Raw genomic sequence first — 25,503 nt, 5'->3', positions numbered from 1 at the left:
GTGTGCTAAAGAATATTACTCTTTTGGGACTTTTCGAGGCGCGTGTTCTGCTTTTTTATTTTCAAAAGCTTCGCCTAGACTACAGGTAAATTCCGCACCAAATAATACGATTATCCAAGATAAGTACACCCATAAGAAAAGAATAGGTACTACGGCAAGCGCACCATAAATCAGCTCGTATGAAGGAAAGTTGGTGACGTAAAGGGCAAAACCAGATTTTGTAATTTCAAAGGCAATGGTAGCAACAATGGCGCCTACAAAGGCATGTCGGGCGTAGACTCTTCTGTTCGGCACCACCATGTATAAAATAGCAAAAGCCAACAAGGCAGCACCGCTAGGTACAAGGCTTAATAAAAAGGTTCCTAAACCAGGAGTGTATTCTTCAGTAAACGCTGCCAGCCCGGTTAGGTAGGAGCTTACCACCACACTTGAGCCAATGAGCATGGGGCCAAGGGTGATAACCATCCAATAAATAGCAAAGGTATAAACAATAGGACGATCGCTTTGCGTGCGCCAAATTCTGTTGAGCGTTTTGTCCACGTTGGATATCAGCATTAATGCGACAACCAAAAGAGATAAAATACCGATGGCGCTCATTTGAGACGCGTTACCTACAAAATCTGTCATGTACTTGTGCACAACATCGCTCGCGGTAGGCACGAAATTACTAAAGACAAAGTGTTCAAGCTTACTTCTTACTGAAGCAAAGGCGGGAAAGGCCGACATGATGGTAAAAGTCACCATGATAAACGGTACTAAAGATAACAACGTTACATAAGCTAAGTGCCCGGCAGAAATAGTAATGTTGTCCTCTTTACAGCGTTTTATAAAAATACCGAAAAGGTCCCTTAATTGTGGGGCAACGTTGTTATAAAAGGTTTTAACCTTATCTAAATCCACTCAACTTCTCCTGAAGATAGCGTCTGTCGCTTAAAATGTGCGAAAAATAGTGGCCATATGATGGGAGGCCTATAGGTGTGGATAGTTCAATACACCTATATCAAATGGTAACTGGGGTAAGCCTTGGTGGCAAAATTTAAATTAGGCTTTATGCAGGTGATATAAAAAAGGCGCTTTTTACGCGCCTGTTCTGCATTCATATTATCAGAGGGTACTGTTAAAGCGAGTGCCACGGAGATTATGCGCCACTGCGTACGCCTAGCATATGGCAAATGGCGTAACTGAGTTCGCTACGGTTAAGGGTATAGAAGTGGAAGTGCTTAACCCCTTCTTTCGCTAATACCTTAACTTGGTCCATAGCAATGTTTGCTCCAATAAGGTTTCGCGTTGCCTGGTCGTCAGCGTCAAGGCCATCGAACATTTTATGTAGCCACCCTGGAACATGCACGTTAGTAAAGCCAGCGAATTTAACCAGGGTTTGGTAATTGGTTACTGGCAAAATGCCCGGCACTAAATCGATATCTACACCGGCAGCGGCTGCGCGGTCTCTAAATCGCAAATAAACGCTGGTGTCGAAGAAAAACTGCGTAATGGCTTCGGTTGCTCCTGCTTCAGCCTTGCGTTTAAGGTTAAGCAGGTCGAACTGCGCATTCGGGGCTTCAGGGTGCTTTTCAGGGTAAGCAGCAACGGAAATATCAAAATCCGCCACGTCTTTCAACAAGGCAACTAAGTCAGAGGCGTACATCTCTGTTTTTTCTAACCCTGGCGGTAAATCGCCGCGAAGCGCAACAATACGGCGAATGCCTGAATCCCAGTAGTCTTTTGCAATTTGCTTAAGCTCCTCGCGGCTTGCATCTACGCACGTCAAGTGTGGAACTGCAGCAACACCGGTTTGCTGTTGAATTCGCTTAACCACATCGTGTGTTCTGTCTCGTTCGCCGCTATTTGCACCGTAGGTCACCGACATATAGCTTGGCTTTAGTGGCGCTAAGCGCTCTACAGATTTCCATAGTGTTTGTTCCATGGCTTCCGTTTTAGGCGGAAAAAATTCAAAAGATACATCAATATCACGCAGTTCCGACAGGGACTGGTTTAATGCATCGATACCTTGCGCGTAAGAAACCATGGCTTATTCTCTTGAAAATGTAATTTTATAGACGTTTAGACGTCTAAATTAAATAATATATGTCTAGACGTCAAGAGGTTTACACTGCTCAATTGACCTTTTCGTGAACTTGTTTAGAATTTCTGTTCATAACATAAAAAAGAGTAGACCGAGTTAGTACAATGGCAGAATGGAACGGTAAGTATATTCACCCCTACGCAGAGCATGGTAAAAAGAGCGAGCAGGTAAAGAAAGTCACTGTCTCTATACCAATTAATGTGCTGAAGGCACTCACCGACGAGCGTACTCGCCGCCAAATAAACAATTTGCGCCACGCCACCAATTCGGAGTTACTTTGCGAAGCGTTTTTACACGCGTTTACGGGGCAACCTTTACCGAACGACGATGATTTGCGCAAAGACAATCCTAATCGGGTGCCAGCAGAAGCGCGTCGCATTATGGAAGAAATGGGTATAGATCCAAGCTTTGAAAACAACGTCTCGGAAGATGAATAAAGTTCAGCTTAACCCATGCTAACAAAAAACGGCGCTATTAGTGTGAAGTGATCTCACAATAATAGCGCCGTTTTTTATGGCATATTAAACATAGTAATTCTTGTTTAATGCTACATCACTGAAGTTAGCCTTTCGCTAGTCTGGTTTTCGGCAACCCCACTGTTAATTTACCCCTATTCGGCCGAGTTTTCAGGTACCCGGGCCACGCCGGACGCTATCGCTGCTTTAGATACCGCAGTTGCGATACGTTCACATAAGCGTGGGTCCATCGGCTTAGGGATAATGTACTCTTTACCGAAGGTCAGACTGTCGCTTTTACTTGCCGCTAATACTTCTTCTGGCACCGGCTCTTTGGTAATGGTGCGAAGGGCTTCAACGGCGGCCACTTTCATCTCGTCGTTTATGGCCGTGGCGCGAACATCTAATGCGCCGCGGAAAATAAAAGGGAAGCATAGAACGTTGTTAACCTGATTTGGGTAATCAGAGCGCCCGGTTGCCATAATGAGGTCTTTACGCACCTCATGGGCCAGCTCTGGCTTTATCTCTGGGTCTGGGTTTGAGCAAGCAAATACAATAGGGTTCTCTGCCATTAACGCTAGCGTTTCTGGTGGTAAAACGTCAGGCCCTGATACGCCAACAAAAATATCTGCGCCTTCCATAACATCTTCAAGGGTGCGTTTGTCGGTGTTGTTAGCAAAGAGCTTTTTGTGCTCAGTCAGCTCTTCACGACGGGTATGAATAACCCCTTTTCTGTCTAGCATATAAATGCGTTCACGCTGGGCGCCGCATTTAATGAGTAGTTCCATGCAAGCTACCGCGGCTGCGCCTGCACCCATGCACACTATTTTTGCACTCTCGATATTTTTGCCCTGAATCTCAAGGGCATTTAGCATACCCGCTGCCGTGACGATTGCAGTGCCGTGCTGATCGTCGTGAAATACGGGAATTTTACAGCGCTTTATAAGCTCTTGTTCAATCTCAAAACACTCAGGGGCTTTAATATCTTCTAAGTTTATACCGCCGAAGGTGTCGGCGATATTCGCCACAGTATTAATGAACTCTTCTGTCGTGCGATGCTTTACTTCAATATCAATGGCATCTAGCCCGGCAAAGCGTTTAAACAGCAAGGCTTTACCTTCCATCACAGGCTTTGAGGCGAGGGGGCCAAGGTTACCTAAACCTAAGATCGCGGTGCCATTACTAATCACGGCTACCATGTTACCTTTAGCGGTGTACTTATAGGCATTATCGGGGTCTTCAGCTATTTCCCTAACTGGTTCGGCAACACCGGGGCTGTATGCTAATGCAAGGTCGTCAACACTATCTGCTGACGTAGACAGCTCTACGCGAATTTTTCCGGGGGTGGGGTAGGCGTGATAATCGAGTGCGCGTTGTCTAAAATCTGACATGTAAAATTGTATCCTTAGATGTAGGGTTCATCGGTGTTTTTACTCACGCTTTGCCGCTATCTTATGTCGTTATAGTTATAGGAAGATAAACACAAGCGCGTTCTAACCAAGTAATTACAAAAAGTTTTAAACACTGAAACTGAGCGAATCTAGCCACAGGTTCCAGCTTAATTTGTTGTTGCATTTTCAGTTACGCAATATGAATTCGAATAACTGAAAGCGCTACAAGGCATGATAGCAAGCCAATATTCATAAGATTAATACCCACTATCAGAACGCCTATCGCAACTTTAACACAGCATTTCATTGTGTACATATCTGATCAGAATCCTCATTAACCAATGTAGGGGAGCCACACTAATTAGACCAGTAAATTAAGCCTATAATTATCATTCATATCATTTATTTCAATATGTCTTTGTATTTTTAATTTCTATTATTGTGAGGCGTAGGGATCACAGCCTAAATTTTCACCAAACGATTATGTCTGCGGCGTCGTTTTGTTAATATCTCAAACATTGATACCGAAACTGCGGCGTGGACGAGCGTAATGACAGAACGAAAACTTATTGAAGTACTCACAGACGTATGCGAAAGCGTAAAAGAAGACAATAGCGGGTTTGCCTGGCTTACGCATACTGGCCACTGGCGTACACCTAAAGTCGTGGCTGTTTTTAGTCGCGAGCATGAAAAGCAGGTAGCGCAAACCAATGGGTGGGATATGGACTTTATAAGTCGGGTGAATATTGCAACAGCGGCCATTAAATCTAAACCCGTTGGGGTCTATTTTGACAGCGAAGAAGCATGTAAACAACGTAGCGGCGGCGACTGGGACGTGCACTTATCGAAGCTAGACAACGAGCATTAACGCGCCGAGCAGGCGAGGCTTAAGGCGCAGAGAGGTTTTTTCGTTTACAGTGATGCGAGGGGGCACGCGCTGATAGCCAATTAAGCACAGATATTATTTAACCTGCAAATAATGACAGGCAATAAAAAAGCGCCGTATAGGCGCTTTTTTCGAACTCGATATCAGGCTTACTTTTTGCCCAATGCACCGAAACGCTTCTTGAAGCGATCAACACGACCACCAGTGTCAACGTTACGTTGCTTACCAGTGTAGAAAGGGTGACATGATGAACATACGTCTAGGTTGATGTCTTTACCAAGCGTAGAACGAATTTTCATAACGTTACCACAAGAGCAAGTTGCTGTGATTTCTTCGTATTTAGGGTGGATATCTTGTTTCATGGGATTACCTCACATAATAAGGCCGTATCGCTATACAACCCGAAGTCGCACACCATACGTTACTTAATTCAAATGATAAGTCGTTCAAAGAACAGCCTATCGCAAAAAGAGCGGCGCATAATAAAGGATGGCAGAGGGTTGATCAAGCGGTTTTTGTATGCTCGCTAAACAACGAAACATTCCTTTTATGCTAAAGCGCAAAGTATGTTTAAATATTTCAGTTTAATGGCGGGTAAAATAAGCGTGACTTTTCCATGCAGCTTACTCTAGATACGTTTATGTGCGCTTATGTAACGGTTACGCCCGAAAGCTCAATAGACTTTAATAACTTTACGATAAGGTAGAACGTTCGCAATGGCCTTCATTCAAGTTGCTGTACCAGTGCCGCTGCGCCAACTTTTCACATATACCCACGATAGCGCACTAGAAGCAGGCGTACGGGTAATGGTGCCTTTCGGTCCGCGCAAACTTGTGGGCGTAGTTGTTGAAACACTACGAAAATCAGAGAGCGAAATTGACAATAGCAACAAGCTAAAAGCCATTGAAATGGTGCTAGATCATCAACCTATTGTTGATGGGGTGCTGCTAAAAATGGCGCAATGGCTGTGGCAGTACTACCACCATGCTCCGGGTGAAGTGTTACACGCCATGCTGCCTGTATTATTGCGAAAAGGCGAGTCGGCAGGCCCTACTCCACAAGATATGCTCATGCTTACCGATGAGGGTAAAAAAACGCTGTCAGCGTCGCTATCTCGCGCCCCAAAGCAAAACGCGTGTTTTACCGCCTTGACCAAACGGGCGATGCTCGCGATAGAGGCGCGTAAGCAGTTTGGTGCGCCAGCGGTAAAAGCCTTGGTAGAAAAGTCGCTTGCTGTTATCAAAGAGGTTACTCCTGAATTTAAGCCGGGCGCTTGGCTATCTACGTTAACAATGGCAGAAAAACCTGTTCCCGATACTGAGCAGTCAGTTGCCATCGCCGCCCTTAACCGTCAACACGGCAACTTTGCGGTTAGTTTACTTGAAGGGGTGACCGGTAGCGGCAAAACAGAAGTATACCTTCAAGCGATAGAGCCTTTACTGCGCGAAGGAAAGCAGGTGCTTATCCTTGTGCCTGAAATTGGGCTTACCCCGCAAACTGTATCCCGCTTCGAAAAGCGCTTTGGCATTGCCGTGGGCGTATTGCATTCGCAACTTTCAGACAAAGACCGGCTGCAAGTATGGCAGCGAGCAAAAGCGGGCGAGCTCGGCATTGTTATAGGTACCCGCTCTGCTATTTTCACCCCGCTTAATAACCCGGGTATGCTTATTGTTGATGAAGAGCACGACGAGTCGTTTAAGCAGCAGGATGGGCTTCGCTATCATGCTCGCGATTTGGCGGCCATGCGTGCGAAACAGCATAATATTCCTTTACTGCTTGGCAGTGCCACCCCTGCTCTTGAAACCCTTAATAATGCGCTAAGCGGCCGCTATGCGCACTTACAACTCACCAAGCGAGCCGGGGGCGCGCAAAGTACCCATCAGCACGTATTAGATGCGCGCGACCAGCCAATTCACTACGGTATTTCACAAGGCCTGTTAACCATAATGCGCCAGCATATTAGCGCAGGGAATCAGGTGTTGGTGTTTGTAAATCGCCGAGGCTATGCGCCAGCGTTACTTTGTCATCATTGCGGCGAGACAGTAACGTGTAAGCGTTGCGAGCGACCTTACACCGTACACAAAGCGCAAAACCGATTGCAGTGCCACCATTGCGGCGGCATGCGTGCTATGCCAACAAACTGTGAAGCTTGCCATTACAACGAGCTAGTTACTGCGGGTACCGGTACAGAGCAAGTAGAGCAGGGGCTTGCTAGCTTGTTTCCCGGGGTAACGCAGGTGCGAATAGACAGCGATACGGTGCGCGGTAAAGATAAGTTACATCAAACGCTCGATGCAATTAACCGCCAAGAATATCAGCTGCTTGTGGGCACCCAGATTTTGTCTAAAGGCCACCACTTTCCTCACGTTACATTAGTGGCGGTTCTCGATTGCGATGGCGCACTGTTTAGCGCAGACTTCAGAGCCCCTGAAAAGCTTGCTCAACTGGTAACTCAACTTGCTGGAAGAGCGGGGCGTGCAAGTAAACCCGGTGAAATGTGGCTGCAAACCCATAATCCTCATCACCCGCTGCTACAAGATTTGGTGCATAATGGTTACGGGCACTTTGCCAGGCATGCGTTAATGGAGCGAAAAGCGGCAAGCTTGCCCCCGTTTATTAGTCAGTTCGTAATACGCGCCGAAGCTACTGATAGCAGTTTGGCTTATCGATTTTTACAAGACTGTAAGCAGGTATTTACGCAAGCGCACGCCATTGAGATAAGCGGCCCGTTCCCATGCCTAATTGAAAAGCGCCAAGGCCGATTTCGATTCATGCTGGTGTGTAGTCATCAAAAACGCGCCCCGCTTCATAATGCGCTGCGTTTGGCGCTTCCGTTTTTACAGGCTTTACCGCAGGCCACTAAGGTAAGGTGGTCAATCGATATCGATCCTACCGATTTCAGTTAGCTTGTTGAGAAGCAATACGTTAAAATTTCGCCACGACTAAAGGTGTGAGAATCTTTCCCCTTTAACTAGGTTTGGTATACGACGTTTTCTTACGAATACGAACAACGATAACAAGTAGGAATTTTGCCGACTATGGCTCAACGCGATTATGTCTCTCGTGGACGCTCTACTCAAAAAAAGAAGCCTGCTGGAAAAGGCAGAAAACCCGCTGGCAATGCGCAAAAAAATGCACCGGTTGATAGTAAGCTTCCTATTGTTCGCCTAATCGGCGTTTTAGCACTCGTAATTGGCTTTGGTGCTTTTTTATGGTCAATTAAAGATAACGTAGAAGATGATGTGGATACACAGGCATCTCGCCCGGTTGCACCTACACAAGAGTCTTTGCCAGAACTACCTGAAGAAGAGTGGGAATACATTAAAACCTTGCCTGGCTATGAGGTTGAGGTAGAAGTTAGAGAACAAGAAAAATCTGACAAACGCTACTTGATGCAATGCGCGTCGTTTAGAACCCGTGCGCAAGCGGAAGAGATGAAAGCCAAAATTGCCTTTCAAGGTTTAGAGGCGCTTATCAGACACAGCACCGGCAGTAACGGCGATTGGTTCCGCGTTATTTTAGGCCCTTACGAGTCTAAACGAGATGCGGAAAAAGCGAAGCACAGCCTGCGTAAAGTGAATATTGCGACCTGTCAAATTTGGTACTGGAACTTGTAGTACTTAGCACTAGGTTGCGAACACGGTGGTGGTTTCGACATTGAGGCGTATAGGTTTTGCTAAATTTCTTTAGCTAATGCCTGCGCCTCGACTACTTCACACAAAATTAGCCATAGACCACATTCGCGAAAGTATGCACGCAACAAATAGCGTATTCAATAAACAATGTATGTGCTAAGCCCTTATCGCAGCCACCGCTAGGCGCACATTATTCTGTCTTGCCCTTGAAATTAGAAAGCCTCCCCCCACTTATTTGTTATTGAATTTGTACGCTGCTGCCTTTGCACGATAAAAACGCGGCAGCGCCCAGCTAAACGGGGAATTAACGTGACAACGATTGTATCTGTACGACGAGGGAATCAGGTAGTGATGGCCGGTGATGGTCAGGTATCACTAGGCAATACCGTGATGAAAGGTAATGCACGCAAAGTGCGCCGTTTATACCACGATAAAATTTTAGCGGGCTTTGCGGGCGGCACAGCCGACGCATTTACGCTATTTGAGCGCTTCGAAGCTAAGCTTGAAGCGCACCAAGGCCATTTAACCAAAGCCGCCGTAGAGCTTGCCAAAGACTGGCGTACTGATAGGGCGCTGCGCAAGTTAGAAGCCTTATTGGCAGTAGCCGATGAAACCGCTTCTTTCATTATTACCGGTAACGGCGATGTGGTGCAGCCAGAGCAAGATCTTATCGCCATAGGTTCAGGTGGCAATTACGCGCAAGCAGCGGCAACGGCACTTTTAGATAATACGGAATTAAGTGCAAAAGACATTGCTGAAAAAGCACTGACCATTGCCGGTGATATTTGCGTATTCACTAACCATAGCCAAACGGTTGATGTACTAGATTACTAAGTAATAGCTGAATGCTGTTATCGGCTTGTTGTCGTCCGTTTGAGGATAAGTACAACAAGCATTGTTAGAAAAGGGTTTATTCATGTCTGAAATGACACCAAGAGAAATTGTTCACGAGTTAGACCGTCATATTATCGGTCAACAAGATGCCAAGCGTGCTGTATCGATTGCACTTAGAAACCGCTGGCGTCGCATGCAGCTTGAGCCTGAGCTGCGCCAAGAAGTTACGCCAAAAAATATTTTAATGATTGGTCCAACGGGTGTGGGTAAAACAGAAATTGCCCGTCGTTTGGCAAAACTTGCCAATGCGCCATTTATCAAAGTAGAAGCAACAAAGTTCACCGAAGTGGGCTATGTAGGTAAAGAAGTTGAGACGATCATTCGTGATCTTGCCGATATCGCGGTTAAGATGACGAAAGAAAACGAAATGAAAAAAGTGAAATTCCGCGCGGAAGAAGCGGCGGAAGAGCGCATTTTAGACGTATTGCTGCCACCACCAGAAGATGCGTGGGGTAACAAAGAAGACGTTGAAGATCGCGGCACACGCCAAGCGTTTCGCAAGAAGCTGCGCCAGGGTGACCTCGATGACAAAGAAATTGAAATTGATGTGGCGCTTCCACAAGTTGGCGTAGAAATTATGGCGCCTCCCGGCATGGAAGAAATGACCAATCAGCTTCAAGGCATGTTCCAGAACTTGTCGGGTTCGCAGAAGAAAAAGAAAAAGCTGAAAATTAAAGAAGCCCTTAAACTGCTTATTGAAGAAGAAGCGGCGCGCCTTGTTAATCAAGAAGATTTGAAAGAAAAAGCGATTGAGTCGGTAGAACAGCACGGCATTGTATTCGTCGATGAAATTGACAAAATCTGTAAGCGCGAAGGCAATAACTCAGGTGATGTGTCTCGCGAAGGCGTTCAGCGCGATCTGCTTCCACTTGTAGAAGGTTCAACGGTATCAACGAAACACGGCATGGTAAAAACAGACCATATCCTGTTTATCGCTTCTGGCGCGTTTCAAATGAGTAAGCCATCGGATCTTATTCCAGAGCTTCAAGGGCGCTTGCCTATTCGCGTTGAGTTATCAGCGCTTAAAGTGGGCGATTTCAAACGAATTCTTACCGAACCTAATGCGTCGCTAACGCAGCAATATATTGCGCTAATGAAAACCGAAGGCGTTGATATTCGCTTTGATGATTCGGGTATTCAGCGCATTGCCGAAGCGGCATGGCAAGTCAACGAGCGCACTGAAAACATTGGTGCTCGACGCCTGCACACCGTATTAGAGCGTCTTATGGAAGATATCTCTTTTGACGCTTCAGAAAAAAGCGGTGAGTCGTTTGTAATTGATGCCGACTACGTGAATAACCACTTAGAAACCTTGGTAGATAACGAAGACTTATCGCGCTTTATTCTTTAATTAACGTTGAATAGAAGCTTCCCCGACGATTGGTTATCCAATGCGAAGGGAAGCTTCGATTACTATCTTACCCTTGTTTTTTTTAAGCCCCTGTAAAACAGGCGTTCCGTATTGCTAGACAAGGTTTCGTAATCGCCTTAAATAATTTTGAAATACAAAAACTACTTTTTAGTGAAAAGTAAGACGGGCGTTTATAAAGAGAGTAATTCTTCCTTAGCTGCATCTAGAAGTTCATCCCATGTTTCAGGCGGGTGACCAGACTTCAGCATTCTTTCGAACACTTTATAAGCATCCGTTTTGCTTCCGTATGCGCGTTTATTATTCTCGTCATTAACCCATGCATAAACTATGATTTTTGACTCAAAGTGATAACGAAAAAACAAGCGATATTGTTGGAAGAACTTCGCTCGAAACCAATGTTTATTGTCATCACCTAACGCACTTCCTTGGCGAAACTCAGCGCTAGTAGGATCATGGGGAATGAGTTCGAAGGTTAGCCTTTGAATTGCAGCTAAACGTTTAGTGGCATTTTTTCTAACGTAACCCTTTGGGTCTTTTTCTCGTAAGGACTCAACCTGTAATTTAAGGTTGAGGTACTGTTCTTTAAACAAGGGGTGAGCGTAAAGTGTCCACCCATTTACGACCATTGGTATCGTTTTTTGCAAGCTTACTCGTCCTCGTCCAACAAGGGAGCATCTAAATCAATTTCTACACCGTGAACCAATGTATTAACACTTTCACGCATACTCGCTGATAGTGGCTCGAGCTTTTCGGGGTGAGTCTGCATATCGCGTGCAATAAATGATAAAAACTCGCCAATAACGGGGTCGCTTTCTTGTGATGCTACACGTGATATCACAACACTACCATCAGACTGAATAGCGTATTTAATTTTGTCTTTTTTACCCAAGCGCAATGCCTGACGAACAGAACTAGGCACTGTAGTTTGAAAGCGATCTGTAAGTGTTGATTCAGTTTCTAAAGCCACGTGTGCCATAACAACCTCTATTTTTAACTAATATTGTTAGTTCTAATCTTAGTTTGTAAATGTAGGTAATGCAAATGCATTATCTCTTTCGGTGAAAGCTAAAAAGACGTGAGTGACTCTGCACTGATATGCTACTTCTCACACACCTCAGTCATCTTTAAATGGTAAATTTGCAACCCCAATTTCGAGGTGCTTTGAGTTTGAATATGACTAATCATTATGTCTTTGAAAGCAGTTCTACTAGCCTTCCTGTAATATCCAACCCCGTATCCTGCTCTACTTTTAAAAAGTACGGGCTAGGGTTGGCCTCTAAAAAGAAGTATTTACCCTTTGCACTTTTTCGCCAGTCGATAGCACACCAGTGCATGCCCAGCGCCTGGCATATGGCTATGGCAAGCTGCTGTACTTCATTAGGTACAATGGTTATAGACACACTTGCCTTATCATCGTTTCTATAATCGAGTTCGTCAGAATCAATTTGAACACTCAACACGTCTTGCCCCAGCACGTAGCTTCGTACGTTTACCCCGCCAATGTACTTTTGGAAAGTAACGGGGCGCTCACTTAACAAAGTATTAAGCAGAGGGCGCATATTGGGCTGTTTGTTTACGAATTGGGCTGTTCGTCCTCCGCGCACAGGTTTATAGATAACCTCCCGCATATTGTTGCAAAATTGAGAGGCGACCTCAGGCGCATTGCCAACAAACGTGTAAGGAATATGAGCCCCTAGCTTGCCCGCAATACGGGATTGATAGGGCTTGCATTGATGACTTCGAACGGCATCAATAGCATTGACCCACTTTATATCCGTATAGCTAAACCAGCATAATAAGGTGCTGGCTCTTTCTTGCTCAATCCAACCAAACTCCCTTTCAAAGGTAGTGCTCTTGCTGCTTGTATCAGCCCTTTCTGTATCTGTGCTTTGTGCAGCAGTACCTTTTGTGTCGGGCGTGGCGTGCGTACGTTTAAGTGTGCCAGGTAGGTACTCATGCCAATACGCCGCCTGAGTATTTGAAAAAGTGACCCTTGGTTGATCGCATAACGAGGGGGAATTGAAGTGAATCAACCCATCGTCAAAATCAGGGTCATAGCTTATTGTCCATTCAGTGCCAAATTGAGCCGTATTAGCGTAATAGAAGGGAGTAGCAGATTGGCTAAGTGCCATGGCTATATGCTTAATTTGTGGATCTTGTTCACTGCCTAATAATGCAACGTGCATTCGGCCTCCTTGCCAGCGTTAAAAGAGTGAAAGGTTAGAACGGAACAAAGCAACGCATGCGTAGCGAGTCAAATCGCTCGCACATACGCTGCCCGTGTTTACGGATAGTTGGCCTGAACTACGATAAAATATCGGGTAGTTTGCCACCGCCTTCACCAATCGCTAAGGTGATATATACGGGCTCTTTTGGCCCCCTATCTTCTACTGGTCCTCCACCTTCTACAGGGTTAATATCACTCAAGCGAGCCCGTAGTCCTCCTGATACGTCGAACAGCTGCTCCTCAACGAGTGTGACTGGCTGTGCACTGGCACACGATTTTACAGTGAGTTGATGTTGCTGGTTTTTCATAATTTACGCTCCTTGTATTGGCGTTTTGTGTAAAAAGGCACGTTCGCTTAAAGCGAGACCGCCTCGTGGTAAAGGGTTCTAAAGCAACCCGCAATAAGTGCCGAACGGCTTGAAATATTGAGTTTTTTGTAAATATTAGCGCAGTGAAATTTCACCGTTCTTTCGCTGATAAAGAGCTCTGAGGCGATAACTTTATTAGAGCGGCCTTCCATAATTTTGTGAGCTACTTGCAGCTCGCGTTTAGACAAGCAGTTAATAGGAACTACACTGTCACGAGCGGTAATGCCATTGGCATTAATTTGCATACGCTCATCTTCTGTCATTAATACTGCGGGTTCTCTTATTTCATGGGTTTTCATCGTGTTTCTCCGTGGTTACCTGATATTGCGCTTCCTGATACTTCGGTAGGAGAGCAGGGGTGTAGTGTCCCGTTTGCCAAGCGGTAAACTTTATCTGCCATAGCAATTGACTGTGGGCGATGGGCCACAATAATTCGGGTCATATTGAGTGATGTTAGATGCTGGTTAATGCGAGCCTCGTTGGCCATATCCAGGTGGCTGCTCGCTTCATCTAGAAACAGAATATCGGGCTCTTGATAAAGGGCTCGGGCGAGAAGCAGTCGCTGTTTTTGGCCACCGCTTAAACTGCTTCCCATATCGCCTACTAAGGTGTGGTATTGCATAGGCATATGCATGATATCTTCATGAATGCAGGCGATATGTGCGACGTGAACCATTTTTTGTAGGTCTGGCGCTTGCTCAAAACAGCAAATGTTCTGCGCTATGGTACCGCTTAAGCAGGCATCGTCTTGCAAGACCGATGCGACAACAGGCTGCTTAACGCTGGGGCGTTCAACTTTGCCTTCTGATACCGGGTAAAGCCCCATTAGGCATTTAAGCAGGGTACTTTTGCCGCTTCCGCTCTCACCAACAATTGCTACAATATCACCTGATTTGACGGTGAGTGCGAGGTCCTTAAAGATCCACTCGCTAGATTCACTGTATCGGTATCCCAGCGATTTAGTTTCAAGGGCGATGGCCGTATTATTAGGTAGAGATTGATTCGCGTAATAGGGTAGGTCAGCATTTTGGTAACGATGAGGTTTTACTTGTACCGGCGTGAGTACAATATCGCTAAGACGAGAAAAGTGAACGCCCAGCATATTGAGCTCTACCAACTTATTAACCACACCATCTAGTGCGCTAACAAAACGTGATTTATAGGCGATAAAAGCCAGCAGCATACCAATGGAAAGGGTGCTTTCCATGACTAAGCTAGCCCCGATATACACTACAATGAGGTTTTCTGCGCCAAACAGGAACTGATTAGTCAGCGTGCTGCCAATATTGATTTTACCCAGTGTTATGTCTTTGTTTAAAGTGGCCACGAGTTTGTTTTGCCATTGTCCGTGACGCTGTGTCTCTTGCCCGTAAACCCGAATTGGTAAAATAGCCCGCACGCTTTCCATGAAGTGACTTTGTTCGGACGCTGCAAGGGCAATGCGCTCTGTGGTAAGGCGTTTAATAAGGGGGAGTAGCCCTAAGCGAATGGCTAAATATGTGGCCATGATTGCCACTACGACGAGGGAGAGCTTCACCGAATAAACCATCATTACCGCTAAGGTGACGACGGCCATTAGCCCATCTAGTAAAGCTGTTACCACGCCGGTGGTTAAAAACTCTCTAATGCTTGCCAGTGAGCCAAATCGAGATACCACGTCGCCAATGTGGCGCTTGTCGAAGTAGTCGAGAGGAAGTGACAGCAAATGTTTGAATACTGACGCCGACATTTGAAGTTGAAGCCGCGATGACACCGACAAAATAACCAGCTTTCTTACCCCGCTAGTAAAGGTTTCTAGTATCAGTAATAGGGCAAAACCAATAGCGAGCGCTTTGAGTAGGGCGTTGTTATTGTAGATAAGTACATCGTCTACCACGGTTTGCATGTAATAAGGCGCAGCGAGGGCGAATAACTGCAGCACCAGGGATAAGGCGAATAGAGTAAGAAGGTTGCGTTTAAACCCCGTGGTACGTTTGAAAAACTGGGTAAGGCCAAGCCGCGGGCCAGCTTTGATTGGGCTAAAGCTGTCGCTAGGTGATACCTCAAGCGCAATGCCGGTAATGCATTTAGACGCTTCTTTGTAGGACAGCCTTCTTTCGCCAAGTGCCGGGTCATGTATTGTGATACGGTCACCTTTCACTTTCGTCAGCACAACAAAGTGGTTCATATTCCAATGTAAGATGGCAGGGCAGGTAAGTTGCGTGATATGGGAAAGCTCTATCTTTATTGCCCGGGTTTGAAAGCCCATATCACTCGCAATTTTCATTACATCTTTTAATGTGGTGCCACGCAACGACACTGACATAGATTGGCGTAGGGCGTTGAGATCCCGTTTATCTCTATAGTACTGGGCAATCATAGCCATACAGGCAAGTCCGCACTCAGCCGCCTCACTTTGTAAGATGACAGGCACGCGTTTTTTAGTGGTCAGGGTGTGGCTAACGTGGGGCATTGTCATACTCATCATCATTAAAGCTTCCCTGAGATGCTGTAAAGCGGTTCCATTAACCATTCCATTAGCGTACGTTGACTTAGGTGCACATCAGCTGAGAAGGTCATGCCGGCCTTTAGTGAAATATGATTGCCATACGCTAATATTTCTTTCGTACTTATGGCTGCCGTAACGAGATAGGCGGGTTCATTGATAGCAATAGGCGCGTCGATAAGTTCGCCCGGCAGTACAAGTGACGGGGAAACATTGAGGATTTCGCCCTTCTGCACACCAAACTTCTGGTAGGGAAATGCGTCGTAGCGAATGTGTAAAGCTTGCCCTTCACGCAAAAAGCCTGCAGCGCGAACGGGAACCGCGATGCGCGCTTGAATATCAGCATCTTTGGGAAGGAGAGTAAGCAACGGGCGCGAACTATCGACGGTATATCCCGCTTTAACGTGAAGGCCAGATATATAGCCACTGTGCGGGGCGTAAATGGTTTCCTCATAATTGCTTTTATGACTTACAATCTGTTGCTTAAGGTCGCTATACGTATTTTCAAAACTCGCCAATTCGTTGGCTTGTTGCTGAGGCAGAGTTGCGAGTTCATGGGTGAGGGAGGCTATGTTTGCCTGTTCTGTACTGCTATCTCTCTCGGCCAGTTTGAGCTGTTGCTGCGCGGTTATTCGTTGAATTGTGTGATTCTCAAGCTCGGCGTGGCTTATATGCCCTTGGTTCAATAAAAGTTGAGCGTTTTCCCAATGCTCGGTTGCCATAACCCACTGTATTTTGGCTAAATCAACAATGTCATTCAGGTCGTCCAAAGCGCGTTTAGCTTGAGATAAGCGTTGTTCTAAGCCGGTGAGCTGAGCTTGATGTAGTGCGCGAAGGCGTGAAATGCTCTGGTGAGTTCGCGCTTGCTTTGCTTCCAATTCTATAAGCAGTTGGCTACTCACGCGATTGCCCAACGCGTCGCTATTGCTGTAGTTAATTTTTACTAATGGCGCGCCTTTTTCTACATGTTGCCCTTCGTGAATTAAAACGTCGACGACATTACCGCGCCTTGCATCTGCGTACAGTTTAAATACTCCGTGGCTCGGTTCTAGCCACCCGTCTACCGATGCCTTGCGTGCGTAACTGCCTAAGTTTAAATAAACAAGGGCAGTTGCTATCCAAGCAACCAATACAAAAGCAATAGCCGAGTAAACCGGTTTGGGCGTCATTAAAAAGCTCCCGTCTACTTCATTAGATTGCTCATCAATTGCTTCTTTTCTAAACAGTCCTGTTCTCATTTTCTGTCCTTGTACTGGGCCAATTGTTCGGTGCGTGTGGTTGCACTATGAGCCGCCTAAACACGACATCAATGCCAAAAACGCATCACGCATAGGGCACATAAAAGGTATCTGGCTGCCGCTTCCGTGTAGGCTTTTTATCCTTGGCATCTCAATCCGTGACGCCTCCTTTATGCTACTGCCAGATACCTCGTGGTCATCATTACTGCGGTGACGGTATTCACTATAGGAGTGTTTAGAAGTGGGCGAATTATGGCTAAGGTCCGAATCTCTGGAGCACTTTAACTCTCAGGGGTTGGCGCATTTTTAAAAGCGCTTGGCTCAAAATTGAAAGTTGATATGACGCAAATGTTTGGCGAAGAAATAGAAAGAAGTCATAGAACTGTATAAAGAATGTGCTATAAAAAGCAGAGGGATAGGGAAATAACACAGCAAAAAGACAGAAGGTAGTCTCATGTTTGTACCCAGTATACTTTTAAAGCAACTTTATACACGCGCAAGTCTAACCAAAACAGATAAAGGCTTATCTTTCTCTCTTAAAAATAGATTGAAGGATGCGACGATTAAAGAAGTAAAATGGATATCACTTGATGGGGAAAAAATTCCCGAAGATAAAATATCCCTTCAATTAACTGCCGACTCCTGTATTTCTGTCAAAGCGCTAAATCAATCAGACGGCGAGCCCTTTGGCTTGCGTCAAACCATTACCGTACATTTAGATATCGATGAAGCGCCTTGCCCCGAAAAGCGCAAACTGGGTATTTGCTTCTCTGCTTCCCCCTTTGGAAAGTTAAAGTTTGAAGTAGAAGATAATATTACTGCCCCTGGTCAGCGTAGTGCATTTATCCCTCGAGATGACATGGATGACTACGGCGAAAGCATTATAAAAACACGCCAAGCGTATTTTGAAAGCGCTACGGGTAAGAAAATTGACCATGTTGGTCAGTACTCCATTGATCCGAAAGCGCTGCAAGGCAATATTGAGCACTTTATAGGCGTGGCGCAGGTTCCTATCGGTATTGCTGGGCCTATAAAAATTAACGGCGAGAATGCACAAGGAGAATTTGTAGTGCCGTTGGCAACGACCGAGGGTACGCTGGTGGCATCCTATAATCGAGGTATGAAGCTACTTAACATGAGTGGGGGGGTAACGGCGACCGTTGTTGACGACGCTATGCAGCGAGCCCCTGTATTTATTTTTGAAAATGCTCGGGGCGCAAGAGATTTCGTGAAATGGATAAAAGAGAATTTCGAAAAGATAAAAGAAGAAGCCGAAGCGACATCGAGTGTAGCTACGCTTACTTACATCGATCATTTTTTATCGAATAAATTCGCTTTTCTGCGGTTTAACTTTAGAACGGGGGATGCCGCCGGCCAAAACATGGTGGGACGTGCGACTTTCGCCGCCTGCGGATGGATTTTAGATCACTACGAAGGAATAGAGAATTTCTACCTTGAATCTAACTTTGCCACCGATAAAAAAGCCTCACAAATAAACATAATGCGTACTCGCGGTAAGCGGGTTACTGCCGAGGCAACCATTAAGCGTGAGCACTTACTCGAAGTTATGCGGGTCGACCCTAAACAAATCGATTACCACGGGCGTGTTGCCGGCGTGGGTTCGTTCTTGTCCGGTGTGAATAACACGGGCCTACATTCGCCTAACGGCATCACTGCCATGTTTATCGCTACCGGACAGGATGTGGCGAACGTATCTGAGTCGTCTGCGGCTATGATGTATTCTGAGCTTACTGACGACGGCGACTTATACGTGTCTATAACCATTCCATCACTTATTGTAGCGACTTATGGCGGCGGTACAGGCATAGGTACGCAGCGTGAATGTTTAGAGCTGTTAGACTGTTACGGGCGCGATCGGGTGTATAAGTTTGCTGAAATTGTGGCGTCGGTTGTGCTTGCCGGTGAAATTTCGCTGGCCTCTGCCATTAGCTCATCTGACTGGGTGTCATCTCACGAGCAGTATGGCCGAAATAGGTAGGGTGCATCAATAACGGATTATACACAGCGAAAGCTAATTTAATTAATCTTAAGGGCGCTTGTAGGCGCCCTTTATACCTAAAAATATTGGCCAATAAAGGCACCGCGATTGCGCTTCGCCACCGCTTGCATAAATGCGCTAAAGCGCTGTGCGTTGCCGTTACTTCGGCTAAAGCCTACGCCGTGAATACGAATAACAGGCTGGCCATTGGCTCCTTGGTTAGCTTGGGTAATTTGACCCACAATTTGGTCTAGGTTTGATCTTTGGTAGTCATCGCCAAACACGTATAGGCTCACGCGGCCTTTGGTGTTCTTGTAAAGCTTTATGGCTTTTAAGATCCCCGCCTCCGGCTGGCTTGCGCCCCCTTTAAAGCTTTTCATTTGGCTCATCGCCGTATCTCGCATGGTTTTTCTGTCGTCAAGCCATTGGCCTGCTTTACTGGCAAACATGAAGCTTCCGTCGGCAGACATTATCTGAAAACCTTTCATTTTAGGGTGATTTTTTAAAATGTCGTTCACAATGGTTATCACGCGATTCCATCCACTGCCAGAAGACATAGACCCAGAGTTGTCGATAGCGAAAATGACGTATTCAGCGTCGGTAGGTATACCGCCTACGTCATCATCAGGGGTATCAGTGGGATTAGGCGTATTTAGCATAGCCGTTGCCTGACGTATTTCATTACGCAGGGACGACGCTTTGTCTTTTAACTGATTAATGGTTTGCTGTGCCCGGGGTATCGACGAGTCTAGATTATCTTTTTGCTCTGTGACCGACGCTGTTTTGCTTTGCGCCGCCTTAAGCTCTTGAAGCTTATCCGATAGCGCTCCTTTAAGGGTTTCTACGTCAGCTTGTGCTTGCAGCACCTGATCGATAAGCACGCTTACATTACTGGGGCCTCGTTCGGTATCTTCGGTGCCATTTTTAGCCAATAGCACCAGCATAACCACCGCACCGAAGGCACAGGAAATAATGTCGAGAAAGGCGATGTTGAATACCTCAACGGGGGCGCGCTGAATCTTCTTCACAGTATTTTACTCATTAAGGCCACTTTGGTGCCGGTGATAGGAAGGTGCCGCTGGTTGCGCGGGTCCATTCCCAGTACATGGGTGAGGCAAACGGGTCGCCCTCGATAGGCAATAGAATAACGTTGTAGTGCACCCCTTTTTTGGCTCGCTTTATGGTTTCTACAAATAGTTTTCTTCTACAATCCGACGAAATGGACTTTTTACTGCTAATGAAGTTTTTACAGTTCATGGGAAGGCCATCTCCGAGCGTCGGCAACCCGTCGGTCACAATGTAAACATCCGTTATGCTGGGGTTGGCTTTAAACAGGGTAGTTAGGCCTTCCTGAAGATTGGTGCCTCCATTAGGCACAATGTCGCCCAAGTCTTTCACAATGGCGTTCATCGAACCGCTTACTTTGGCGCTGTTTACGTTGCGAAGACCTAAGGTGGTTGCGGTGTCGGAAAAGGCAACCATTGTCACGCGAGATTCCAGTGGCACGCGCGCTAGCATCCATTGTGCTACCCGCTTGGTTCTTATCCATTTAGGTGTCGATACTTTTTGCCCATCGCTTAGTGCCAGTTTGCCCAATATATCGAGCAAGTTGTCGCCCATCATCGATGCGCTTTTATCGATGAGAAAGCCGATTTCGGGGCCTTCTATTTTCATCCCGGTAATGTAGTTTTGCTCGCCGGTTCCCTGCATTTGGATGTTAGCTGATTTCTCGACTTCTTTAGACAAGGCGGCAAGCTGGTTTTCAAGGTCGGCCACCACCGCCATTTCTGTTGACATGTCTTGCAGTAGCTTAGACTGGTCTTGCGTGGTGTCGGCCTGGGCTTGTTCAGCGTCATCCTGCTTGGCCGACTCCAAGGCTATCTTATCGTTTATTTCATCAATCGATTTTTTGAGCTTTTGTTGTTCTTGCTCTGCCGCGGCGAGCTCTTGCTCTAGCTTCTCTTTTTCTTCGGTCGGGTCTGGGGTAAACGCTTTAAAGTCGACCAGAATAAAAATAAGAATAACCGCGCCAAGGCCACAGGCCATCACGTCTAAGAAGGCAAGGTTAAATCCGTCTTCGGCTTTACGCACTTTAGGCATAGTTACTTCGCCTAATTAATGGTGCAGATGAGACAATAAATGATGCTCACACGACTCTTGTGTGCGAATAACCATGGTGTCTTGACGGCCATTGAGTAAATGCATTAACAACATCAAAATAAGTGAGATGAAAAGCGCAACGAGCGTTGAGTTAAACGCCACGCCCAAAGACGCTGTCATTCCGGCTATATCACCGTCCAGTGCGGCATCGGCCTGCGCTAGGGCTGCGCCAATCCCGCGAACCGTGCCCACGAATCCAATCGAGGGAATAGCCCAGATAATATAGCGAATAACGTTATTGCCGCTTTCAAGCTGCGCCGCTATGTTTTCTACTGATGCGTGAATAGCATCGGCCGCGTGCTGCACGTTTTGGGTGTTTTTATACCGTCTTATGCAGTTTATCCATGTGCTGTACGCCGGTGTATCGCTATAAGACGAAGACGATAGTTCGTTCAGCGCTTTATCGACATCTAGCGGCGTGTCTTTGTCGTGTTCTGGTAGCAAATCTCTTGAATAAATTTCTTCTTCATCAAGTAGCTTCCATAACTTGTACACCATTAAAAAGATACAAAACAACATAAGTGAGATACACACTTGTTGTTCGATATCTTTAAGAATGACCCAAATAGAAGACAGAGAGGCTGTACCCACCGTCGCCATCACTTTTTCCGCCGCCGGGCGAATTAAGCCTGCAAATAAAAAGTGCACGACCGCAAAAATAAGTAGAAACACCCCGCCGCTAACTAGAAAGCTGGGGTTCATCGACAACGTATTATTCTTATTCATTCTTAGTCCTTGCTGCCTAAATATTTGTTGGGAAGTCTTGGGGTGAATCTAACGAAACAAAGTACGCACTGGCTGTGCCCGCTATAGCTAATAGCACGGCGGCAATGATTAGTTTCTTTTTCATATTAATTCTCATATCTCGCTATTCGAAAACCAATGTCATCAGCTGGCGCGCTCTCGCCGCTGCGCACGCTGGCTCTTATATTCTTCAACCTACCGATTTTAAAAGACGCACCTTTAACAACGTGTTTGCCTTGCCCGCCTGGGCCCATGTAGTCTGCGTAGGTGCCTGATTGATGTTGTGGCGTTACCGAGTAAATGTCGTGAACCCATTCGCGAACGTTTCCGTCTAAATCGTAAAACCCACCTCGGTCTGCCTTAAACGAACCTACAGGCGCTTTATCTGCAAACCCATCGTCATAGTCTTTTAAGATGAATGTCTGCTTGCCACGTAGCGACGCGTCGGCAAAGTTACCTTGCTTGTCTCTGAGTCGGAACTGATTGCCCCACACGAAGGCTGTAGATGATGCACGACGATGCATTTTGGCAACGAACTCCCACTCTGCTTCGGTGGGAAGACGATACCCTTTTGAGGCTTTATCAACCCCCCTTACTTTTCCGTTTTGCATAATGTAAAACCCAGTGAGCCCTTCTTTTTCACTTAGCCAATTCGTGAAGGCCGCCGCTTCATCCCATGAAACATTTGTGACAGGAAGCTTAGTTCCCCCATCTTTCCCTTTAAACGCGGCAAACTGAGCTTGTGTGATTTCGTGCTTCGACACCCATACTTGACGAGAAAAAGAAACGTCTCTTTGGTGTTCGTTACGCTGACGATTTTTTTCGTTAGCTGGCGAGCCCATGGTGAACGCTTTTGGGGTCACCAATGACAGCTGAATACCTAACGTAGTAGCGAAAAGCGGCGTACCGTCTCGGCGCCTTGCTTCAAACTCTGTAAGCATGTCACCGTGTACCTTGGTTGACGATTTCGCACTAGGTGTCACCGTTTTTTGTATCTTGCGGTATCCGTCGCGCTCAAAGGTTACTGTATGAGGCAAAGCCTGAAGGTTCAGCGTTAAAGGCGTTTGTCCTTGCTTAACTCCGTTAATTGAAACAAGGGCGTCAGTAGAGGCGGTAATAACCACGCGACCGAGCTCTTTTTCTAACTCAAATGACAGCGCTTTCGTTTCGCCCGGGGCGAGTGTTACGCGCTGACTTTGCGCAATAAAGCCGGTCTTTTCATACTTTACTGTGTGTGCCTTATTAGCGTCTAAACGGGTATTCGCCTTCACGGGCTTACCGTTAACCGTCAGTACGCCACCTTGTGGCTTCATCGATACTGCAATTTCCGCTTGTAGCGGCTGAAGGTTATAATTTCGAGTCGGTAAGGGGCGTTGATTAGTGACTTCGATAGTATCTTCTAAAGGTTCCAGGCCTGCTTTAGTCACGCTTACGCGATATTGTCCACCTTGTGTATTTATCTTCAGAGGCGTTACGCCAACTTCTTTTTTGTCGAGCGAAACGCTAGCGCCAGAAGGCGTGGAATTAATACTAATAACCCCCTCAATAGCGGTTAGCGCGATATTACGTTGAATGTCTTGTGCAATATCGGCATCAAACTGTATTTGTGCATCTTGGTAGTGAGGGTGGCTAGCATTAACCGTGTAGCTTCCCTCTTCCAGTTCAGTGGATAGGCTGGGCGAAACGGCGACTTTTTCTTGGTTAATCTTCCATGTGACCTCGTCGAGCTGAGGAGACGTGGTAACGGTTAAGGTGGCAGGTAAAGGCACAAGTGTGACGTTTATCGTGCTTGACGAGGTTTCATCAACCACCACGCTGGCGGCTTTGTATTTGGGCGCCGACACGGTAACTTCCGCCGCACTGCCAAAAACATATAACTTGTCGGCCATAAAGAGCGCAGTGCCGCTTACCACGTTAAACTCAGGCGCTTTTGCCGCACGCTCTGGCGACACCACAAACGCATACCCTTTGGTGAGAAAAAGCCAACTAAAATAAAGGGCCAAGATCACGGCTAGCCCAATTAATGAAGCGATAGCCATTCCTTTGCGGCGTTTCTTCCCTTTCGCAATGGCTTCATCGATACTACTCACTAACGTGTTCCTTATACTTTTTCAGTACATGCAATATGTACCGAAAGGTTGGTTGCTGACGGTGATACTTCGATTTCTCGAATAGTAGAGCGGTAGCCGTCACGGCTTCCTTCAATCCGGTAGGTGCCAGGTTTAAGCTTGATGGTCTTGCGTTTTACTTCGCCTACCAGTCCTACGCCTAACACTTTAATATAGGTGTCGTTATCCGATGTTATCGTGACATCACGAGGCGTATTAACGTCATCCATAACCTCTTCAAGGGCGCGTATCTGAGCCAGCAGTTTGGGGCTTTTCTGTGCTAATGCGTGAGCGTCATCAACTTCTTGCTGCGCAAGGCTTCGCACTGTGTTATCGGTCAGTCGTTCAGGGCGCTGCTGAAATTCTTTTAGGCGTTTTGCCGTGCTTAAGATAGCTTCGGCATTTTGTTTTGCCTGCTGCAGTATGGGGCTGGAGGGAAAAGACGATAAACCTTTGTTCGATAATAGGGCGACCGTCTGCCATTCATCAGCACGTGCAAAAAGCGTAACCTGCTCTTCAATCTTGTTTTGCTCTTCACTCGCTACCAGCGTGTTAAGTTTTTTGCTAATGGTCTCAAGTTCACGGCTTGACCCATTGATAGATTTGGCGTCCTTTAGGTATTGTTTAGCTGCGGCATAGTTTTGCTGTGTTATAGCGTCATTGGCCTTTGCTAATAATCCGTTGAAGCGGCTATTTTTTAATTGATTATCTATGGTGGCTAGGGCTTGTTTTGCATCACTTCGATAGGGGTCTAGAGCAATTATCTTCCGGTAGGCTTCCCGCTGTTTATTAATGTTGTTTTCAACCTTACCCACCCGGGCTTGTTCGTAGGCATCTTGCACCTGATTAAAGACATCAATTCGCTGCTGAAGTATCTTGGCTTGCTCGAAGTCGGGGTTAATATTAAGTGACTGTCGATTTAAGTTAAACGCCTCAGAATTATTGTTATTAAACGCGTTGAGGGCTTTTTCATAAGGCGCTGTGTAGGCCTGTTCGTATTCTTTATTTAGTGCTGCTGTGTTGTTATCGATATCGTTTAATAACGATGTTACTTCGCCGTAGTTCGAGGCACCGTATTCATTAAACGCTTGGTTTAACGACGCTTCTATTTGACCGGCTTTAACGGCGAAAGGGCGTGACTGGCTTACGCGTTGCACTAGGCCTGTCACCCGTTGTTTTGACTCGCTAAGCGCGACTTGTAATGCTTTACGCTCTGCTTCGCTAAATTCTGTAACCTGCGGGTTTGGTGTTTCCCGGTTGTTGGATTGCGTGGCGTTGTCGGTCTGTGCCATGGGGCTTTTCGCCTCGTTGGACACAGTGGGTAAAAAAGACACAAGGAGTACGCCTGCCACGCCAACAAAGAGGACAACAAAAAAGCCCAATATACTTTTTTTAATCAGTGCTTTTTTCTTTGCTCTGCTTTGCTCAATTTGCTGTTCAACGCTTGGCATGCGTAAT

The 25,503-nt window shown here is 46.3% G+C and carries 23 protein-coding genes; 7 read left to right on the top strand and 16 right to left on the bottom strand.

Annotation, left to right across the window (positions count from 1 at the left end; all coding sequences use genetic code 11):
- Nucleotides 1-15: 15 nt before the first annotated feature.
- Nucleotides 16-900 carry a virulence factor BrkB family protein gene (locus tag MADE_RS17760; protein WP_012519867.1) on the bottom strand — a complete coding sequence of 295 codons (885 nt, stop codon included), beginning with the start codon at nt 898-900 and terminating at the stop codon, nt 16-18.
- A 238-nt stretch (nt 901-1,138) separates the two neighbouring features.
- A complete protein-coding gene (gene metF, locus MADE_RS17755) occupies nt 1,139-2,026 on the bottom strand; it encodes a methylenetetrahydrofolate reductase (protein ID WP_012519868.1) in 888 nt (295 codons plus the stop codon).
- Between the two features lie 161 nt (nt 2,027-2,187).
- On the opposite strand from metF, the gene metJ reads away from it, so the two are divergent.
- On the top strand, nt 2,188-2,520 hold the full coding sequence (metJ, locus tag MADE_RS17750) for a met regulon transcriptional regulator MetJ (RefSeq protein ID WP_012519869.1): 333 nt from the start codon (nt 2,188-2,190) through the stop codon (nt 2,518-2,520).
- A gap of 173 nt (nt 2,521-2,693) precedes the next feature.
- Here the strand turns inward: metJ and MADE_RS17745 are convergent, their stop codons facing one another.
- Nucleotides 2,694-3,929 carry a malic enzyme-like NAD(P)-binding protein gene (locus MADE_RS17745; RefSeq protein WP_012519870.1) on the bottom strand — a complete coding sequence of 412 codons (1,236 nt, stop codon included), beginning with the start codon at nt 3,927-3,929 and terminating at the stop codon, nt 2,694-2,696.
- 550 nt (nt 3,930-4,479) lie between these two features.
- Between MADE_RS17745 and MADE_RS17740 the strand changes: the two genes are divergently transcribed.
- A complete protein-coding gene (locus tag MADE_RS17740) occupies nt 4,480-4,797 on the top strand; it encodes a hypothetical protein (RefSeq protein ID WP_012519871.1) in 318 nt (105 codons plus the stop codon).
- A gap of 167 nt (nt 4,798-4,964) precedes the next feature.
- On the opposite strand, the gene rpmE is transcribed toward MADE_RS17740, so the two are convergent.
- Nucleotides 4,965-5,177: a 50S ribosomal protein L31 gene (rpmE, locus tag MADE_RS17735; protein WP_012519872.1), complete on the bottom strand. Its 213-nt coding sequence runs from the start codon at nt 5,175-5,177 to the stop codon at nt 4,965-4,967.
- 354 nt (nt 5,178-5,531) lie between these two features.
- On the opposite strand from rpmE, the gene priA reads away from it, so the two are divergent.
- From priA to hslU, 4 genes are all read left to right on the top strand, one after another.
- On the top strand, nt 5,532-7,721 hold the full coding sequence (gene priA, locus MADE_RS17730; protein ID WP_012519873.1) for a primosomal protein N': 2,190 nt from the start codon (nt 5,532-5,534) through the stop codon (nt 7,719-7,721).
- 132 nt (nt 7,722-7,853) lie between these two features.
- Nucleotides 7,854-8,432, top strand: coding sequence for an SPOR domain-containing protein (locus MADE_RS17725; RefSeq protein ID WP_012519874.1), 579 nt, complete (start codon nt 7,854-7,856; stop codon nt 8,430-8,432).
- 327 nt (nt 8,433-8,759) lie between these two features.
- The gene (gene hslV / locus MADE_RS17720; protein WP_012519875.1) at nt 8,760-9,284 is read left to right on the top strand and encodes an ATP-dependent protease subunit HslV; all 525 of its coding nucleotides are present in this window, start codon (nt 8,760-8,762) and stop codon (nt 9,282-9,284) included.
- Between the two features lie 82 nt (nt 9,285-9,366).
- The gene (hslU, locus tag MADE_RS17715; protein ID WP_012519876.1) at nt 9,367-10,695 is read left to right on the top strand and encodes an HslU--HslV peptidase ATPase subunit; all 1,329 of its coding nucleotides are present in this window, start codon (nt 9,367-9,369) and stop codon (nt 10,693-10,695) included.
- 191 nt (nt 10,696-10,886) lie between these two features.
- Here hslU and MADE_RS17710 read toward each other — a convergent pair whose 3' ends face one another.
- From MADE_RS17710 to MADE_RS17680, 7 genes are all read right to left on the bottom strand, one after another.
- Nucleotides 10,887-11,360 (bottom strand): type II toxin-antitoxin system YhaV family toxin, encoded by a 474-nt coding sequence (locus MADE_RS17710; protein WP_012519877.1) that lies wholly within the window; start codon nt 11,358-11,360, stop codon nt 10,887-10,889.
- A 2-nt stretch (nt 11,361-11,362) separates the two neighbouring features.
- Entirely contained in the window at nt 11,363-11,692 is a 330-nt protein-coding gene (locus MADE_RS17705; protein WP_012519878.1) for a type II toxin-antitoxin system PrlF family antitoxin, read from the bottom strand.
- Nucleotides 11,693-11,900: 208 nt separating this feature from the next.
- On the bottom strand, nt 11,901-12,902 hold the full coding sequence (locus tag MADE_RS17700; RefSeq protein ID WP_012519879.1) for an ATP-grasp domain-containing protein: 1,002 nt from the start codon (nt 12,900-12,902) through the stop codon (nt 11,901-11,903).
- Between the two features lie 118 nt (nt 12,903-13,020).
- Nucleotides 13,021-13,251 (bottom strand): hypothetical protein, encoded by a 231-nt coding sequence (locus MADE_RS17695; RefSeq protein ID WP_012519880.1) that lies wholly within the window; start codon nt 13,249-13,251, stop codon nt 13,021-13,023.
- Between the two features lie 47 nt (nt 13,252-13,298).
- Entirely contained in the window at nt 13,299-13,610 is a 312-nt protein-coding gene (locus MADE_RS17690; protein WP_012519881.1) for a helix-turn-helix domain-containing protein, read from the bottom strand.
- Nucleotides 13,607-15,778, bottom strand: a complete 2,172-nt coding sequence (locus MADE_RS17685) for a peptidase domain-containing ABC transporter (RefSeq protein ID WP_041912973.1) — start codon at nt 15,776-15,778, stop codon at nt 13,607-13,609. The genes MADE_RS17690 and MADE_RS17685 overlap by 4 nt, the downstream gene beginning before the upstream one ends.
- A gap of 2 nt (nt 15,779-15,780) precedes the next feature.
- The gene (locus tag MADE_RS17680) at nt 15,781-17,034 is read right to left on the bottom strand and encodes an HlyD family secretion protein (RefSeq protein ID WP_012519883.1); all 1,254 of its coding nucleotides are present in this window, start codon (nt 17,032-17,034) and stop codon (nt 15,781-15,783) included.
- Nucleotides 17,035-17,488: 454 nt separating this feature from the next.
- Between MADE_RS17680 and MADE_RS17675 the strand changes: the two genes are divergently transcribed.
- Nucleotides 17,489-19,033 (top strand): hydroxymethylglutaryl-CoA reductase, encoded by a 1,545-nt coding sequence (locus MADE_RS17675; RefSeq protein WP_012519884.1) that lies wholly within the window; start codon nt 17,489-17,491, stop codon nt 19,031-19,033.
- Nucleotides 19,034-19,110: 77 nt separating this feature from the next.
- Here MADE_RS17675 and MADE_RS17670 read toward each other — a convergent pair whose 3' ends face one another.
- From MADE_RS17670 to MADE_RS17650, 5 genes are all read right to left on the bottom strand, one after another.
- Nucleotides 19,111-20,061 (bottom strand): VWA domain-containing protein, encoded by a 951-nt coding sequence (locus MADE_RS17670; protein ID WP_012519885.1) that lies wholly within the window; start codon nt 20,059-20,061, stop codon nt 19,111-19,113.
- A 13-nt stretch (nt 20,062-20,074) separates the two neighbouring features.
- Nucleotides 20,075-21,133, bottom strand: coding sequence for a VWA domain-containing protein (locus MADE_RS17665; RefSeq protein WP_012519886.1), 1,059 nt, complete (start codon nt 21,131-21,133; stop codon nt 20,075-20,077).
- 15 nt (nt 21,134-21,148) lie between these two features.
- Complete coding sequence (locus tag MADE_RS17660; protein ID WP_012519887.1) at nt 21,149-21,919, bottom strand: MotA/TolQ/ExbB proton channel family protein; 771 nt, start codon at nt 21,917-21,919, stop codon at nt 21,149-21,151.
- Nucleotides 21,920-22,044: 125 nt separating this feature from the next.
- Complete coding sequence (locus MADE_RS17655; RefSeq protein WP_012519889.1) at nt 22,045-24,027, bottom strand: SUMF1/EgtB/PvdO family nonheme iron enzyme; 1,983 nt, start codon at nt 24,025-24,027, stop codon at nt 22,045-22,047.
- 11 nt (nt 24,028-24,038) lie between these two features.
- A complete protein-coding gene (locus MADE_RS17650) occupies nt 24,039-25,496 on the bottom strand; it encodes a tetratricopeptide repeat protein (protein ID WP_012519890.1) in 1,458 nt (485 codons plus the stop codon).
- Nucleotides 25,497-25,503: the final 7 nt, after the last annotated feature.

The sequence above is a fragment of the Alteromonas mediterranea DE genome (assembly GCF_000020585.3).
Lineage (GTDB): Bacteria > Pseudomonadota > Gammaproteobacteria > Enterobacterales > Alteromonadaceae > Alteromonas > Alteromonas mediterranea.
This window is presented reverse-complemented; position numbering and strand designations above follow the sequence as displayed.